This window comes from Alphaproteobacteria bacterium (assembly GCA_018662925.1).
Lineage (GTDB): Bacteria > Pseudomonadota > Alphaproteobacteria > 16-39-46 > JABJFC01 > JABJFC01.
In genome coordinates, this window is sequence record JABJFC010000006.1 from 1 (window position 1) to 17715 (window position 17715).

The 17715-nt window shown below is 45.8% G+C and carries 14 protein-coding genes; 5 read left to right on the forward strand and 9 right to left on the reverse strand.

What is annotated here, in order from left to right; translation table 11 throughout:
- Both HOL16_00205 and HOL16_00210 read left to right on the forward strand, forming a co-directional pair.
- Nucleotides 1–199, forward strand: a 199-nt coding sequence (locus tag HOL16_00205) for a hypothetical protein (protein ID MBT5389126.1), incomplete at its 5' end; no start/stop codon positions are given.
- A 170-nt stretch (nt 200–369) separates the two neighbouring features.
- Nucleotides 370–531, forward strand: coding sequence for a hypothetical protein (locus HOL16_00210; GenBank protein MBT5389127.1), 162 nt, complete (start codon nt 370–372; stop codon nt 529–531).
- A gap of 294 nt (nt 532–825) precedes the next feature.
- Here HOL16_00210 and HOL16_00215 read toward each other — a convergent pair whose 3' ends face one another.
- The gene (locus HOL16_00215) at nt 826–2895 is read right to left on the reverse strand and encodes a sodium-translocating pyrophosphatase (protein MBT5389128.1); all 2070 of its coding nucleotides are present in this window, start codon (nt 2893–2895) and stop codon (nt 826–828) included.
- 439 nt (nt 2896–3334) lie between these two features.
- On the opposite strand from HOL16_00215, the gene HOL16_00220 reads away from it, so the two are divergent.
- Together HOL16_00220 and HOL16_00225 are read left to right on the forward strand one after the other, a co-directional pair.
- Complete coding sequence (locus HOL16_00220) at nt 3335–5347, forward strand: hypothetical protein (protein ID MBT5389129.1); 2013 nt, start codon at nt 3335–3337, stop codon at nt 5345–5347.
- Between the two features lie 162 nt (nt 5348–5509).
- Complete coding sequence (locus tag HOL16_00225) at nt 5510–5842, forward strand: hypothetical protein (GenBank protein ID MBT5389130.1); 333 nt, start codon at nt 5510–5512, stop codon at nt 5840–5842.
- On the opposite strand, the gene HOL16_00230 is transcribed toward HOL16_00225, so the two are convergent.
- The 7 genes from HOL16_00230 to HOL16_00260 form a co-directional block, all read right to left on the reverse strand.
- Nucleotides 5802–7670 carry a PBP1A family penicillin-binding protein gene (locus HOL16_00230; protein MBT5389131.1) on the reverse strand — a complete coding sequence of 623 codons (1869 nt, stop codon included), beginning with the start codon at nt 7668–7670 and terminating at the stop codon, nt 5802–5804. The two genes, HOL16_00225 and HOL16_00230, sit on opposite strands and share 41 nt — an antisense overlap.
- Before the next feature lie 3 nt (nt 7671–7673).
- On the reverse strand, nt 7674–10133 hold the full coding sequence (gyrB, locus tag HOL16_00235) for a DNA topoisomerase (ATP-hydrolyzing) subunit B (GenBank protein MBT5389132.1): 2460 nt from the start codon (nt 10131–10133) through the stop codon (nt 7674–7676).
- Nucleotides 10134–10146: 13 nt separating this feature from the next.
- Nucleotides 10147–11367, reverse strand: coding sequence for a DNA replication/repair protein RecF (gene recF, locus HOL16_00240; GenBank protein MBT5389133.1), 1221 nt, complete (start codon nt 11365–11367; stop codon nt 10147–10149).
- Nucleotides 11367–12488, reverse strand: coding sequence for a DNA polymerase III subunit beta (gene dnaN, locus HOL16_00245; protein ID MBT5389134.1), 1122 nt, complete (start codon nt 12486–12488; stop codon nt 11367–11369). The genes recF and dnaN overlap by 1 nt, the downstream gene beginning before the upstream one ends.
- A gap of 19 nt (nt 12489–12507) precedes the next feature.
- Nucleotides 12508–13908 (reverse strand): chromosomal replication initiator protein DnaA, encoded by a 1401-nt coding sequence (dnaA, locus tag HOL16_00250; GenBank protein MBT5389135.1) that lies wholly within the window; start codon nt 13906–13908, stop codon nt 12508–12510.
- Nucleotides 13909–14199: 291 nt separating this feature from the next.
- Nucleotides 14200–14460, reverse strand: a complete 261-nt coding sequence (gene rpsT / locus HOL16_00255) for a 30S ribosomal protein S20 (protein ID MBT5389136.1) — start codon at nt 14458–14460, stop codon at nt 14200–14202.
- Nucleotides 14461–14904: 444 nt separating this feature from the next.
- Nucleotides 14905–15192, reverse strand: a complete 288-nt coding sequence (locus HOL16_00260) for a hypothetical protein (GenBank protein ID MBT5389137.1) — start codon at nt 15190–15192, stop codon at nt 14905–14907.
- Between the two features lie 653 nt (nt 15193–15845).
- Here HOL16_00260 and HOL16_00265 point away from each other — a divergent pair.
- The gene (locus HOL16_00265) at nt 15846–16133 is read left to right on the forward strand and encodes a hypothetical protein (protein MBT5389138.1); all 288 of its coding nucleotides are present in this window, start codon (nt 15846–15848) and stop codon (nt 16131–16133) included.
- Here the strand turns inward: HOL16_00265 and HOL16_00270 are convergent.
- On the reverse strand, nt 16102–17490 hold the full coding sequence (locus HOL16_00270) for a hypothetical protein (protein MBT5389139.1): 1389 nt from the start codon (nt 17488–17490) through the stop codon (nt 16102–16104). The two genes, HOL16_00265 and HOL16_00270, sit on opposite strands and share 32 nt — an antisense overlap.
- Between the last annotated feature and the right edge of the window lie 225 nt (nt 17491–17715).

The window sequence follows — 17715 nt, forward strand, 5'->3', positions numbered from 1 at the left end:
AGCAGTCAGCAGTCAGCAGTCAGCAGTCAGCAGTCAGCAGTCAGCAGTCAGCAGTCAGAAAAGTGTGCTGTGGCCTTGGGCGTGTATCAAGGGGCTTGAACGGATTTTTGGTAAGAAATATCGGAAAAAGCAGTTAGCACAACGCCGTCATCCCGGAACCTTTAGGAACTCTAAGCGAACCGGCGTCTTAAGCCGGTGAGTCGTAGAGTGCCTTGGTATCGCGGGATCCAGTTAAATCATGACGGAAGTACGATTTGGAGGTCAGAGAAGTGACCTGTAGCTCTGGTCATATCTGTGCATTTCTTAAGACATGGATCCCGCGCTCATAAGAAATTCTAAAGCTCGCCTTCGGCTTGCTAAGAATTCCTAATGGCCGGGAAGACGAATTTTAGCCTAATGGCCAGGAAGACGAGTTTTGGCAGTCAGTATACGCTTCGACGTGATTTCAATCTTCTCCTTGTCCTCCGAAACTGGATCCCACGATACCAACTCACTCTAAGTCTCACCGGCTTAAGACGCCGGTTCGCCTAGAGTTCATAGGTTCTGGGAAGACACTATCGTGCGACTTCTTCACCTGCTCTCTCAAAAGCAACTACTCCTGCTAGATCTTCGAGGTAAATTTTGAAAACATCCTCTACAGGCTCGCACCGACTCAATGACTACCTGAATGTGTCATCTCGGCCATTAGGAATTCTTGGCAAGCAGATAGGCGCGCCTTAGAATTTCTTATGAGCGCGAGATCCAGAACTTAGGACATGGCAGAGTATAGATGCCATCTGAAACATATAAACACATCCACCACCTGGAATTAAATTTGAACGCTGCCTACGCCAGCATCGCCAGCATGAGAAGAGCCACAATGTTGATAATCTTGATCATGGGGTTAATGGCAGGTCCAGCCGTATCCTTGTAAGGATCTCCGACCGTATCTCCTGTCACTGCTGCCATATGAGCATCTGATCCTTTTCCACCATGATTGCCATCTTCAATGTATTTCTTGGCATTATCCCACGCACCCCCGCCAGAAGTCATGGAAATGGCCACGAAAATGCCGGTGACGATCGTGCCTAAAAGCATGGCACCCAGGGTCGTAAAGGCAGCTCTTTGCCCAGCAACCATTTCAACCACAAAATAAACAACCACCGGTGACAAAACGGGCAACAAAGAGGGAATGATCATTTCCTTGATGGCAGCCTTCGTCAAAAGATCAACCGCTCTGCCATATTCAGGCTTGGCCTTTCCTTCCATAAGACCCTTAATCTCTTTGAATTGGCGTCGTACTTCTATGACAACTGCACTAGCTGCGCGTCCCACAGCCATCATGCTCAAAGCCCCAAACAAGTAAGGCAAAAGGCCCCCTAGAAAGAGTCCAATGACCACAAACGGATCTTGAAGGCGGAACTCACACTGAACACTGGGGAAATAATGATTGAGATCCTGGGTGTAGGCGGCAAACAATACTAAGGCTGCTAGGGCAGCTGATCCAATGGCATAACCTTTCGTTACGGCTTTTGTAGTGTTTCCAACAGCATCGAGAGCATCTGTTACCTTCCGTGTGGTTGCAGGCAGTTCTGCCATCTCAGCAATACCGCCAGCATTATCCGTCACAGGCCCATAAGCATCCAACGCTACAATCATGCCCGCGAGAGCCAACATGGTCGTTGCCGCAATGGCTACGCCGTATAATCCTGCGGTCATATACGTGAAAACGATCCCTGCTACGATAACAAGAACCGGCAATGCTGTGGATTCCATGGATACGGCAAGCCCCTGGATAATATTGGTTGCATGGCCCGTCTCGGAAGCTTTTGCAATATTTCGGACTGGGCGGTACTCGGTTGAGGTGTAATACTCCGTAATCCACACCAAAAGCCCCGTCACCAAAAGCCCCGTAAAGGAACACCAAATAAGATCACTCCCTGTTATATAGCTTGTCCCATATAGTATGCTCGTGTCGCCTAATACATAATGGGTGACGCCAAAGATAAGTACCGCAGAAATAACCCCACAAGCAAGCAATCCCTTATAAAGAGCGCCCATAATATTCTTTGATTTTCCGAGACGGACGAAGAAAGTAGAGGCAACGGATCCTATAATACAAACAGCTCCAATCAAAAGAGGATACATCATCATTTGAGATTGGACTTCCCCTGTAAAGAATATGGCCCCCAGCAACATGGTTGCCACAATCGTCACAACATAGGTTTCGAATAGGTCTGCGGCCATTCCAGCACAATCCCCTACGTTATCCCCTACGTTATCGGCAATCACGGCCGGATTCCTGGGATCATCTTCGGGAATGCCTGCTTCAATTTTCCCAACCAAATCGGCACCAACATCAGCACCCTTTGTAAAAATGCCGCCCCCTAAACGAGCGAATATGGAAATGAGCGATGCGCCAAAGCTAAGAGAAATAAGAGCCTCTAAAATATCCCGTGTGGTAAGATCTGACTGCAACAATATAAAATAGTATACACTTACACCCAAAAGCCCTAAGCCAACCACCAACATTCCAGTAATAGCCCCTGATTTGAACGCAATGGAAAGGGCCTCTTTCAACCCGCGGCGTGCTGCGTCTGCGGTTCTAACATTCGCTTGGACAGAGACGTTCATGCCGATGTACCCTGCTGCTCCCGACAAAATGGCCCCAATGGCATACCCTATGCTTCCATGGGACCCTATGAAAAACCAAAGGACTATCCCAACAACAACACCAACTAAGCCTATGGCCGTATATTGGCGATTCAAGTAAGCCCGTGCCCCTTCCTGGATGGCCCGAGCAATTTCCTGCATCTTGTCGGTTCCCTTGCTGGCTTTCATCACACTTCCAAAGGCATACAGACCATAAAGCAACGCTAAAACGGCACATAAAATTACAAATAATTCGGGAGACATTTCTATAACCTTTTGTTTTAATTAATTTATATTGCGAGCACTCTTTTAATAAAAACTCATCTCGCCGCAAACATGCCAGAATCCTTTCAAAAGTGCAACGCACCTTGATAAAAAAATTATGTGATTTTAACCCAACATAAATGCCCGACTCAAAAGTAGATTCTTAAAATGTAAAAAATGTTCCCTAGGGTTGAAGCAACCCATAAATTAGAACAATAGCTATCCATTTTCTGATAGAATATTAGGGTAGATAGTATTTTCTATTCTGTTTTAGGGGAGAAAACAGATGTATAAACTAGACACATGGTTGGGGAGCCTTTAACGTTTGAGAAAGTTGTTTTGTGAGATTATTTTTAAAACATATGGAAACGCAAACAAAATCCTGTCTGCTTTTGGGACTTTTCTATTGGTGCTATTCCTTGTTCTGGCGTGGAGTCCCATGGCTCATTCCAAAGCCTTTATACCGCTATATTCCAAAACAGCGCCGTTATTTGTTGATAAAAGTAGAAACCTATACCCCAGACATTCTATTTTTGTCGCCCCGAAAGGAGAGTCAGGTAGTGGCACTCTGGATTCACCTTATACACTACAGCAGATCAAAGAATCCCCTACCCTTGTGGGCAACATCAACGAAAAGTTAAGACACGAAACAGATGAAGTTGTTTTGTATCGAAGCATTCCCGTTAGTGAAGCAGCAAAAATAGGCATTAAGGGAGGACACTCCTATCGAATGGAAGACACGAGAGATACAATCATCTCAGGTAAACCTGGAAAAAAAACACCTGTACTTCCAAAGCTACAGCCCATAGAGGCCACCCCTAAACCTGTACAAGCAGTTCAACCTCCTCAACAACCTGTTATTCCGCTCCAACAGCCCGCTATTCAGATTCAGCAACCACAACTGCCACCTGCTTTCGTTCCTAGCCCGATTCAACCACCACCGCCCCCTCCTCAACAACAGCCAATAATTCAGTCGAAACCTGCAGGAGGTTTAGGGCAACCAGGGAAGCAGGATAAACCTAGTAAAAAAGTTAAATCAAAATCTAAAGACCCTTCTTCGTTACCCGTACTTATAACGCCACATAAATATGTTCCTCCTCTTCAGCCTCCCAAAGCACACTATATACCTCCTCACTATGATGACGAGGATGATGATTTGACAACACCACCTCCTCCTCCGAAAAAATTTATGCATCCAAAGATGCCAGGCAAGACACAATCCCCAGAAGTCCTTAAAAAGCCTCAATCGGGACATCCCGATATTCTACCGCCCCCGAGCCTTCCTCCTCTCTCTTACTCAGATTCAGAACCTCCCACGCCAATTACACCGATTACACCCCCTCATCCAGTTATAGTTCCTAAACCACCCCCGATTGTAGTGCCCTTTACACATCCCAAACCGATTCCACCAACCAAGCCAATCAAAAAAACTCAACAAAAAGGACCTGGAGATTTCACCAAGAGAGAAGTTGTTAAGATGTCCGAGAGTTTGAACAGCTCTCTTACCACCCACCAAGAACAAATATCCCACCTTTTAACTCAAAATCCTGCAAAACTTTCTGAAGAAAATCTTCATCAGTTTGTTCAGGATGCGAAAATTGGACTTCAAATGGGACGTAATGTAAGTCATGATATACAGGCTTTTAGAGATACAATTATTCCTGCACATATAGAATTTTATCGTCAGAAAATTGCAATTGATACTTCAGATTTTCCAGAAAAATTGCCTAAAATAAAAAATTACTTTTCAGAAAAAACAGTTGCTCCAGACAATTTGAAAAGCCATGCACAAAAAATGATACACCTGACACAACTCTATGACGCAGCAATTCAAAAAGAACAGGCAAGTCCCCCTCTACAAGTAAAACAGCTACCTGAGTACTCACCTAACACAGCAAATCAACATATTGAAAGTGCTAATGAAAGCATAAAAACCTTTGATGCACAGAAAACTGCTTTGGAAAAACAACAAGACGCGTACAATAAGGATGCGAAAAAATTTGCTAGTTTAAAAAGAAAAGCTAAGACCGCAAAAGAAAGAACCCGCTTAGATTCTAAATTCAAGCTAGCTAAAAAAATGCATGATTTAGGAAAGTCCACCATAAGCTATTTGGATACGGCCAAAGTAAAAACTGAGGGCATAAAAAACAAACTTGAAGGTATGAATATGGATAGTAGCGTCGTAACAGAAAGATCCACGACACAAGTACTAGATGATGCTATCGCCCATAGAAACAAAATGTATCAACACAGACTTAGTTTAGAAGATGAGATAGAAAAGGAAGATGACGCTTCTGCTAAGGATAATCTCGATGAACAAATTCGGGAATTGAGGGTCGGTCATGAAAACTTATCTCGTGGGATAGCCTCTCTGTCGCAAGCACGACGCTCCCTTTTTGGAAAAAATAGTACAGTGAAGCGTTTTATAGATAGATATAGGCCTATCAGATAGAACTGCAAGGATCCACTCATTCTAGTGTTGCAAACCCTTCCCTTTTCTAATCACGCTACAAATAATGCTTGATCCAAAATCATTCCCCATTAAATACGATTTCATTTTGTGTTAGGATAAATGTAAATAATAATAAAAAATAAGCTTTACGGCAGGGACGCTTTGACTACTTTGAAGGAACAAGTTACTCAAACTCATGCTACCCATGAAAAGCTACAAAAGACTAACCGGCTTTTGGCGCAATTTGCCATGGCCTCTCATAAATCTGCAAAAGATTTGAATCACATCACAAAGACAATCTGGCAGGAAAAATTCTATCGGGAAACAACCGAACTAAACCGTTATACTTCTCAACTGGCAGAAAATCTTATGATGGCCCGCTCTGAACAGGATCACGCGATGATCAAGCTTTTAGAAGGCCATGTTGCTGCTATTAAAAACACCCAAAAAGATCTCAGGAGGATCTTGACGTTGCTGAACTCTCAGCCCCTTTAAGAGACTGCATATATGCCTTCCAAAGGCGTGCCGGAATCTTACCCCCCGTAATTTTGTTCATGGGTTTTCCCAAATCATGTCCCATCCAAATACCTGTTGTTAAATGGGAAGTATATCCAATATACCAGGCATCTCGATAGGATTGGCTTGTGCCCGTCTTTGAGGCGCCGCGAAGGCCTTCCACCCGTCCACCCTTCCCTGTTCCATACTCCATAACGGCATTTAAAAGGCCATCCATGGACTGGGCAACGTGGGAAGACAAAAGACGCTTGCGGGAGACTGACTCCCGTTTATATAAGACAACCCCCGACCGATCTCGCACTTGAAGGATGCCATAGGGCTCTACTTGATATCCCCCATTGGAGACCACAGAAAAGGCCCCCGTAAGTTCTAATAGGGTGACGTCCGAACTCCCCAGAGCCATTGTCAGATCGTCAGCCATAGGATGTTTCACGCCCAGGCGATTTGCCATTTCTTTGATGGGCGCCACCTTGATTTGATGGGCAAAACGCACCGCCGCTGTATTCACGGAATAGGCAAAGGCATCCTTTAGGCTGATTTCTCCTCTAGATTTCCATCCATAGTTCTTTGGGCGCCAGTTACCAAAACGTACCGGACCATCCTTCACAGGCGTTTTATAGTCCAACCCGGCTTCCAAAGCGGCCAAGTACACAAAGAACTTGAATATGGATCCCGACTGACGCAAAGCCTGAGTCGCCCGGTTAAATTGTGTCTTTCCATAGGCATTGCCCCCCACCATGGCCCGCACAGCACCATCAGGACTCATAGAAAGCAAGGCCACTTGCTCGTCTTCCAATTTAAAGTCCTTTAAGCCCTGGGCCAAAGCTTTATCGGCCTTCTTTTGTAACGGAGGGTCTAAGGTCGTCACCACCACTAAATCCCGATTCATATCACTTACATAAAGAGGGAGCTCATCAACAATCCAATCGGTAAAATAGCGTACGCCTTCGATTTTCTCTGGCATTTTCTTAAGCTGAAGGCCCTGATCTAGGGCCGCTTCCTTGGTTTGCTCTGAAATAAATCCAACATCCACCATTTTCATCAACACCACCTTTGCCCGTTTCAAAGCCAACTCTGGATTGGAGGCTGGTGAATACCGAGACGGCGCCTTAAGGAGCCCCGCCAAAACAGCAGATTCCAACAGGGTCAAAAAGCGCACTGGCTTGTTGAAATAAGTCTGGGCAGCCGCTTCAAATCCAAAGGCCCCCCGTCCCAAATAAACGCGATTAAGGTAAATGCTTAATATCTGATCCTTGGTAAATTTATGCTCTAACCAGAACGCCAATATCACTTCTTGGACTTTTCGTCGAATGGATCGATTGGAAGACAAAAACACATTCTTGGCCAATTGCTGGGTTAATGTGCTGCCGCCTTGAACCACACGCCCTTCCCGAATGTTCGTATAAAAGGCACGCAACAGGCCAAAAAAATCCAACCCCCAATGATCATAGAATCGGTGGTCTTCTATAGCAAAAATAGCTTGCAATAAGCTAGTTGGAGCATCCTCTACTTTAAGAGGCCTGCCAGAGGTCTCTCCATAGATGGCCAAAGTCTGGCCTTCGGTGGTTAACAAGCTAATGCTCGCCCGCCGCGTTCCTGGTTTTAAGTGTCGTATATCCGGGAGATCATAGGCGTACCAACCCAACGTGGCCGTCCCTATAACAGAGGCCCATATGAACAGGATCAACCCAATGCGAACCACGCCCCATTTAAAGGGCTTTCCTTTCTTTTTCTTTGGACTTGCCCTTTTGGGAGACTTTACCTTTTGAACAGAAGATTTTCCACTGTTTGGGTCTTTGTTAGACATCGCCTAAGCATCCAAGTTGACAACCTTCAAGGCATTTTCTTGAATGAATTCACGTCTGGGTTCTACCACATCGCCCATGAGTGTTGAAAAGATCTCTTCTGCTTGGTCTGCATGGCCAATCTTTACCTGAAGCAAGGTTCGCGCATCAGGATCCAAAGTTGTTTCCCATAACTGAACGGCACGCATTTCACCCAATCCTTTATAGCGCTGGATGTATATACCTTTGCGACCAATTTCTAATATCTTATTAAAAAGTTCCGTTGGGCCATTAATGGTAAACATCTTTTCCTTGGTGGTTAACGTTAGCTGATTACTGAAGATACTCCCCATTTCTTCACCCATCTCATGCAACATATGAGCCTCAGCCGTTCGCATTAAGTCCTGATCTAAGACGTATTCTTCTGTCACGCCTCGGATGGTACGGCTTAGTTGAATGCTGCCATCGTCTTCAGCTGTTCCCTTCCACAAATCAATGCCTTTATGGAGGAGATCGTTGAGTCTTTTGGCAAGCTCTTGAGCCTTTTTAGTCGCCGCTGTCTTGTCGTGCAAATTATCCGCCCCCAAAAGCCCCAAAATGGCGGCTTGCTCGACGATTTCCTGATTGCCAATGCGTGAAGCTAAAGGCTCTACTAATTTTTTGACTTTACGGCCGATCTCTACAAAGGACAAAAGCTCATTGGTCCCCACTTGGGTTTTATCACCCAACGTAAGAACCGTGTCGCTTACACCCGCATTGACGAGATAATCATCCAACGCCCGATCGTCCTTTAGGTAAATTTCAGACTTTCCGCGTTTTGCCTTATACAACGGAGGCTGGGCGATATAGAGGTACCCTTTATTGATAATCTCCGGCATTTGACGAAAGAAAAAAGTAAGCAAAAGAGTCCGGATATGACTTCCATCCACGTCGGCATCGGTCATGATGATGATCTTGTGATAGCGGGTCTTTTCAATATTAAAGTCTGCGCCAATACCTGTCCCAAGGGCCGTAATGAGCGTGCCAATTTCGGCAAAACTTAGCATTTTATCGAAACGCGCTCGCTCAACGTTCAGAATCTTACCTTGCAGGGGCAAAATGGCCTGACATTTACGGTCACGGCCTTGCTTGGCAGACCCACCAGCACTGTCACCCTCAACGATGAACACTTCACTCTTGGCAGGATCACGTTCTTGACAATCTGCGAGCTTCCCAGGAAGAGAGGCCATATCTAGGGCTCCTTTCCGTCGCGTCAGTTCGCGGGCCTTTCGTGCGGCCTCACGGGCACTCGCCGCCTCTAGCACTTTGGAAATGATTTTCTTAGCATCCTGAGGATGTTCTTCCAACCACTGGTCTAACTTTTCCGCAACAATTCCTTCGACAACTGGACGCACCTCTGAGGAAACCAGCTTGTCTTTGGTCTGTGAGGAAAACTTAGGATCGGGCACTTTCACAGACAAGACACACGTTAAGCCTTCCCGTGTATCATCCCCGGAAAAGTTTATTTTTTCCTTTTTGGGAATGGGATTTTTAGCCACATAGTTATTAATGGTCCGGGTCAGCGCCGCTTTAAGTCCCGCCAAATGAGTTCCACCATCTCTTTGAGGGATGTTGTTGGTAAAACATATAAGAGCTTCATGATAAACATCAGTCCATTCCAGAGACGCTTCTACCGTAATGCCGTCTTTTTCACCCATAATACTGACAGGAGGTTGGTGAATGGGGTTCTTACTCCGGTTTAAGTATCGAACAAAGGCCTCAACACCGCCTTCATAATGCAACTCAACAGTTTTGGGTTCTACTTCTCTGTTGTCGGTAAGGATAAGTCTGACCCCTGAATTCAAAAAGGCCAGTTCCCGCAAACGATGCTCTAGGGTGCCAAAGTTGAACTTAATATCGCCGAATGTCTTGGTGGAAGGCATAAAAGTAATGTGAGTGCCTGCTTTTTCACCAGCAGGCCCCTTTACGCTAAGAGGTGCTTCAGGGTCCCCATCTAGAAACTTAATATAGTGCTCATGCCCATCACGGTATATGTTCATCTCAAGATATTCAGACAAAGCATTCACAACGGATACCCCTACTCCGTGGAGCCCACCAGAGATCTTGTATGAATTCTGATCGAATTTTCCGCCGGCGTGCAAGTGGGTCATAATGACCTGAGCAGCGGACACACCTTCCTCTTCATGAATATCCACGGGAACACCACGTCCATTGTCAGTAATGGTTGCGGACCCATCCGAATTCAAGATAACTTCCACAAGATCACAATGTCCGGCCAAGGCTTCGTCAATGGCGTTATCCACCACCTCATAGACCATATGATGGAGTCCGGAACCGTCTTCCGTATCTCCAATGTACATCCCAGGGCGCTTACGAACCGCGTCAAGGCCACGCAAGACCTTAATGGAGTCGGCGCCGTATTCTCCCTCTTGGGGCTCAGGGGTGTTTGGTGTATTAGAGGTCTCTGTGGTCATCGTTGTCATCATCCTTTCTCTGCCTTTATAAAGGCAATACGCCGCCGGCTTCAACATTAAAAAATTGAGCCCGACCGTCAAGTCCTGTAAAGGTATCCGCATCTGTGCCCGTCAAAAACGCTTGCACCTTCAAATCGCACACCTCTTGAAAAAAAGCTTCTCGTCGGCTTTTATCCAAATGAGCAATCACCTCGTCCAGTAATAATAGAGGCATTCTCTCTCGTTGAAGGGAGTGTACCCGAACGTGACTCAAAATCATAGAAATAAGAAGCGCTTTTTGCTCTCCAGTGGAACAAAAAGTGGCAAAACAGTTCTTTTCCTGGTGAGTCACCTGTAAATCGCTTATATGAGGGCCAACTGAAGCCCCTCCCCCCTCCCCATCCGAGGGTCTATTCTGTCGCAAAGTTTCCCGGACTCTTTCTTCCACTTCCAGAGATGAAGATGCCAACAACCAATCATCAATGAGACCCTCCATCTGAAAAATTGCCTTAGGAAAGGGGCCGTCCGATGACAGGGAAGACTGGGTCAAGTGGGTGCAAATTTCCTGACGGTTACTAGCAATAGCGACCCCACTTGCCGCCATGGTCCCCTCTAAAGCATTCAGCCAGTGATCATCGGCTCTTCCCATCTTTAAAAGACGAGAACGCTCTCGCAGGGCGTACTCGTACTTGTATACTAAAGAAGAATGCGTGGTATTAAGGGTTATACAGAGCTTATCGAAAAATCGGCGACGATGACCTCCCCCTTCCTGGAACAAACGATCCATTTGGGGCGTCAACCAAATCACGCTTAGAATTTTTTCCAAGGCAGTTTGCGACGTAACAGGCTCTCCATCCACCCGAATAAGGCGCTTTTCAGTGCCTTGAGGATCGGACGCTGGATCCAAACCTGTCCCAAGTTGAATACGCTCTCCCTGAGTCTCTAATTGAGCAGAAACAACCCAGGCAGGTGATGGTGTTTTCGAGGCTTGCCAACTTACTATGTCACGCAATTTAGCCCGACGGAGACCCCGGCCAGGTGCTAAGAAAGAAATGGCTTCCAATATGTTGGTCTTCCCTGCCCCATTTGGCCCCATAAATACGATTGGTGTCGGTGCTAGGGGCAAATGAAGCTGGGGATATGATCGGAAGTTTGTCAGATCAAGTTGGGCAAGAACCAAGGGCTTGGGCGGCACAGCAATCGGAGACTTCGCCTCTGGTTGATCTGGTGAAAATGACCCTAGACTAGCTGAAGAAGCAGATCCCATCAAACGCGTAAAGGCATAATCACGTAGGATCCAGTATGATCTTCTGAATCACGGATTAAAATGGAGGCCCCAGGATCATTAATGGCAAACTCTATCTTGGCCCCTTGGATGATCTGGGACACGTCGAGAATAAATCTGGAATTAAGGCCAAAAGCCACTTTATCGCCTTTATATTCGGCTTCCATCTCTTCAACCGCACTACCATGGTCTAAACTGGTTGCTGACAATGTGGCAACTTTGGGCGCGAGAGCGATCTTCACGACCCGAAGTTTGTCTCCAGAAACGATAGCCACACGATCTACGGTTTCTGAGAACTTCTTGGAGGGAATGGTAAGGTTATAGGTTTTCTGATCGGGAATAACTTTTTCGTAATCTGGAAAGGTGCCGTCAATGAGCCGAGACGTCAGCAAAATACCATCGCAGGAGAATGATATATTTGTTTCAGAAAGGGATACCTCAACCTTTCCTTCAACATGCTCCAAAATTCTTAAAAGCTCATTGACTGTCTTTCGGGGAATAATAACACCAGGCATGCCTTCTGGCGTCTTCACATCAGAGACTTCCACTTGAGCCAATCGATGACCATCTGTCGCAACGGCTTTGAGAATCTTCTTTCCGCCCACTTCGGCTGTGTGCAAGTAGATACCGTTAAGATAATAGCGGGTTTCTTCCGTAGAAATGGCGAAACGTGTTCTCTCCAAAAGGCTGCGAAGAACTTTTACATCCAATGTTAAGGAATGAGGCAACGTATCCTTTTGGATAGAAGCAAAATCTTCGGCCGGCAGGGTTCCTAATTTGAAATTAGAGCGCGCTGCTTTGATGGCGACTTGCGATTTTTCAGCATCGTGCACCAAGGTAATGTCGGCTCCTTCTGGCAGCTTGCGGACAATGTCATAGAGCATATGAGCCGGAACAGTAATGGCACCAGGCGTTTTCACATCGGCCTTTAGCTTTTCTTCCAGAGATAGTTCCAAGTCTGTTGCCAACATTTCAAGGGTTCCCCCTTCCTGAGCATTCAAGAGAATATTGGACAGAATAGGAACAGTTGTTCGACGCTCAATAACACTTTGAGAATGGGACAGGGCTTTTAAAAATAAAGACCGCTCAATTGTAAATTCCATTGTTTTGATCACTCCACACCTAGGATTCTAATGTACGCTTCAGTAATTCCACTTCCTCTGCAAATGCTGAATCAGATTGCATTATTGTTTTGACGGTCCGCACAGCATGCATAACCGTCGTATGGTCTCTCCCACCAAAAGCCCGGCCAATTTCAGGGAGAGATTTCGTTGTAAGCTTCTTTGCTAAATACATGGCGATTTGTCGAGGGCGTGCAATGGTACGATGGCGCCTGACCGAATGCATATCCGAAACCTTAATGGCAAATCGCTCTGCTACCTTACGTTGAATATCTTCAATATCTAAACGACGTTCATTGGCCCTTAGAAGATCTCGCAGGGCCTCTTGGGTCATTTCAAGGGTTATCTTACGCCCAATCAAAGAACTTAGTGCCGCAATACGTCTCAAAGCCCCTTCTAACTCTCGCACATTGGAAATAATCTTGTGAGCCAAGAATTCTAGGACTTTATCAGGAAAGGAAACACCAAGACTCTCTGCCTTTGTCTGAAGAATCCCCAGTCGCAATTCATAAGTCGTCGGATGAATATCTGCAACGAGGCCACAGCCTAGGCGCGATTTGAGGCGCTCTTCCAAGCCATCCAGATCAGAGGGAGACTTGTCGGCTGAAAGAATAATTTGGCGATTTTGGTCAACAAGGGCATTGAAAGTATGGAAAAATTCTTCCTGGGTGGAGTCCTTCCCCCCAATAAACTGAACGTCATCAATCATCAGCACGTCTACGGAACGAAACTGCTCCTTAAAGGACATGATCTCTTTACTCCGCAAGGCCCGGATAAATTGATACATGAACTTTTCAGCCGATAAATAAATGACACGTCGCTCAGGGTGGCGTTCGCGGATATGCCAAGCTATGGCGTGCATTAGGTGGGTTTTACCCAAACCGACACCACCATATAGAAACAAGGGGTTAAAGGTAATATTGGCATCGTCTGCCACGCGCAACGCAGCAGCATAAGCCAGCTCATTGGGCTTTCCCACCACAAAGTTGTCAAATGTATAGCGCGGATCAAGAGCGGCCCCCACGGTAGGATCTTCTAGAAAGCTTGCTGTCTCAGATTCTTGTCGAATCAAAGCCGCCTTTCCATTTGGCGCTTTGACTTCTGAAGTCGCTTTCTCAGCCTGAGATTTGCGAGCAATGGGACATACGACCACATCAAAGGCCCTAATACTGGGGCATTCTTGCCGCCAAAGGGTGTGGATTCGCTCAGCATAGTGCGTCATGACCCAATCTCGCATAAAGCGTGTGGGAACAGCCATGGAAACATGGCTGTCGGTGCAAGCATCTAGCTGTAAGGGCTTTAACCAACTGGCGTATATGTCTTCACCCAACTCCCTTCTCAATCGGGTCCGAACACGGCCCCATTGTTCTGCTGGAGTATAGTGTGGGTCAGGTAGTGCCATAGGTTAGAATCTCTTAGTATGTTTAAAACTCGAAGCAACTCATTCAAAAAGAAGGACTTACACATTTATGATTGGTCTCGAAGCCAGAACGACTCACTCGAAAACTGACGCCACTATAGATCACGATTCTCACCTTATCAACAGGCAAACGTGATTTTTTTAAAGAAAAATTTCCCCTGCAACCCCTTGAAAAACAAGGAATTTTTTCACATGCCTTTCGAAAGCTATACACCAAAAGGTGTAGAGTCTAATTCGATGCACAAAATGGCTGGAAAGCTTAAATTATTGGGACTAGAGAGCTTTAATAGCTGCTGAGAGACGAGATAATTTTCGGGCCATGGTCTTGCGACTGAAGATTCCTTTTCCAGCTGCACTCATCATAAGGGGCTCTGCAGAACGGAACGCCGTCTGAGCTACGTCTTTTTTCTTGGCCTCAATGGCAGTCTCTACCTTTTTAATAGATGACCGAGCTGTATTACGACGATGCCGATTGACTTCGGTCCGACGGGCAATCTTTCGAATCATTTTCAAAGAAGAGGTATGGTTAGCCATCTAAAATCCTTTATTCATCATGTAACAAGTACAGACCTTCTACCGCTTCACAGGCAGAAGGTCAAGGAAAATTTGCTTGCGTGTCCATACATGCAAAACGTGTTCGTTGACACAGAACGTGTTCGTAGGCGCGACTTTCATATCCTTACCTGCAAAAGAGGGCATTAGGCACAGGTATTGGGCGCAGCATCCGTGGGTGCAGTAGGGGCTACTTCTTAGGCGCCCCTGTAATTTCTTTCAGAATATGTGTAGGACTTTCCGAATATGCAGGACTTTCCGAATATATGTAGGACTTTCCGAATATATGTAGGACTTTCTGAATATACAGATTGTCCGAATACGCAGCAGAGGATCCTTTCAGCCCCTCTATTATAGGTGGGAATAGATAGAAGCTGACATGTCCCCTGAGTAAAATATATAAGGCTCCAGTTAGAAGAGCTTGGGTTAATCAACGCTTCTAGCGGCTAAAACCTCTCCGGCCAGTTTCCCCACATGAAAATGAGGACTTACCCATTTATAGAAGCCAACCTCTCGGTGTGAGCCAACGGCTGCATGCCCTACGTAAAGAGCACCGGTGCGAAGACCCGCATGGTGTTGAGACGTCCTTGCTGCGTAGATTACACTCGTTCCTTCTTCAGCATCGAAAGAGACTCTATCATTGCGTGCATAACTTTCCGAAGCCCCTATAGAGCAAAGAAAAGCGACTGAAACGACAGAAATGAAATATTTCATAATACCCCTCCATTTCACAAATCCTTTAAATATGTTGGGAAGGGTTTAAGGCCAAGTTGCCTATGGGAAATGTATTACTCCACAGAAACAGGTGAAATTCACAGCACCCCAAGGCTATTACTTAAAAAATCCCCGTTTGCAGCAATCCCTGCAATTTAATTTTGCAGAAGTCCATGCAATTCAACTTGGCCAGCACTTATCTCGCTTACCACGGGATTTTGTTCGAACAAAGCGCACCGCTAAAGTAATCCACTGGATCAAAAATATCGACCTCTACTTTGTCCACCCTCCGTCAACTTATAGTATCTCACAAAAAGGTTAACAAATGGTTAACAGAGGTACATTTTGGGCTCATCTATCTGATTTTAGGGGAAAGTCTCCCGTCTTTGATTGCGTTTTTGTTGCGCTATGGCGGACAGGCCGCTACGACGTGACAAGTCCTTACCGTGCTTCCGTCTTCGCTGTGGTCTGTAGTGACAAGTCCTTACTGTGCCGTCTACGAGCTGATTACAGTGATCTCCGTTCTCTGAGCTCTGATCACTGATACATGGATCCCGCGATGCCAACTCACTCTACGCCTCTCCGGCTTAAGACGCCGGTTCGTCTAGAGTTCCTAGGCTCCGGGAAGACGGCAGTGGTAAGGATGTTAGGACTTGCTTTCTAGCCCTCGGGAAGACGGAGACTCTGGAATCCTCGCAGTCCAAGGAACACAACCCAAATCCGTCATCCCGGCCATTAGGAATTATGGGCAAGCCGTAGGCGCGTCCCTAGAATTCCTTATGAGCGCGGGATCCAGGAGCTTCATGGACAAAGTATCCTGTCGTCGAAAAAAAAGAGGAGCAGCCACCGAAGCTCACTCCTCTCTCCCAACGTACAGCCCTATTTCACCCCAGAACCCCACGCAGACTCCTATTTCACCCAATAATGTTGAAGCTCCATAAGCATTTCTTCGGCTGAAGAAGGCCAACTAGTACCTCCATCGAGGGCACTTACGACTTGCCTATAACTGCGGAACGTTTCGGCATTTCCCGGTGCATTTTCGAAATCTCCCATTTCAGGAAAGGTCGTGCGAATATGAGAAATCATTCCCTCGTAGACTTTCCTAGAATATTCTAGATTGTCCGTAAACTCTGGCAAGGCTGCTTCCACAGACCCATAAGAGGTTAAAGGAGATTTTCTTAACTTCCCAAACTGAAGATCATTTAACATGCTATCCAATGGATCAAAGACGTAATCCAAAAATCCTGCTGCTGGAAAATCTCCTTGATCACGGTTAAGAAATGAGAAAACCGTTTTCTTGCCCAGTTCACTCAAATTTGGCCATTTGCCCCCATTCGCTTCAAATTGCTCGTATTTCTCACGGGTCGCCATCTTACTCGTGATCATTCGAACGATTTCGTCTAAGAGCTCCTTCTGTAATACCTGTATGTCACCACCACTCAAAGACTTTACAAAAGCAGTATAGGTTACGAGAGATGCCAAAGAGCTTGCCGGTACAACATCTGTCTCATTGACAAACACTTTTAGGTGAGCATTTAAGCCGAGAAGAAAATTATTAAAACCATCAATTAGTCCGGCTCTTGATAAATCCTCATCTTGCAGCGGCTGTATATGCCTCACTTGGTTGCTCAAAACTTCTTCATTTTCCAATACGCCTGAGGCGAGAAGTAGGTGATCATCAGCTGTCCCTGCTCCCAAAAGCATTCTTGCCATAGTTAAACCAACGTGTACTTTGGAATCTAAGCTTCCATTGAGAGACCATACCTTTCCTGAATCACCAAAAGCTGAAGCCAGGTCGGGAAGTACCCCCATCTTTTTCCGCTCATCTTCTTCCATTTCCTCACCAGTATATTTGCGAAATGATTCTGATCCTGAGATAGCAGGACAATTTGAATGCCAGTGCGGAATCAAGGAATCGGCTTCCTCACCAATTGCTGTCGTATTGCTCCCAATGCTTTGAGCCAAAGCTCTCCCCAAATCACTCCCACTAGACCAAGTCATGGAAAATTCCTCAGAAGCCTTTAGAAAAGCGTCTCTATTCGTATCTCGGCCCTGGAGAAAAGTCCTAACAACCTGTAGCTCTTCAGAGAGGCCTCTCTTTTCCACGCGAGCTTCTAAAGCTGAGTCATCTGAAAGCATCTCTACAATATCCTGAGGTTGAACAGCACCTGCAAGATACGCAGTTTCATCACGCATATAATCTGAGTCACTGTCGCTTAGTGTCGCTTTTGCCTCAAATACAGAGAAAAATAAGGCACTCAAAGCAACATAATTAAATAATTTGTTTCTAAACTTCATAAGAAAAATCCTATAATTTGTATAATGTAAAAAAGTCACGCTACACTATCTATGCCACTAATACAATACAAATGCATATTAAAGAACCTGGGTATGCGGTTTACTCCACAAACCGGCTAAATCGCCATTATTTTGCAGTTGACTCCACTCGCTATTATATGTAGCACTTTATGCTATGAACACTTACCCTGAAGATGCAGTTGAATTAATGAACATGTTTTCAAA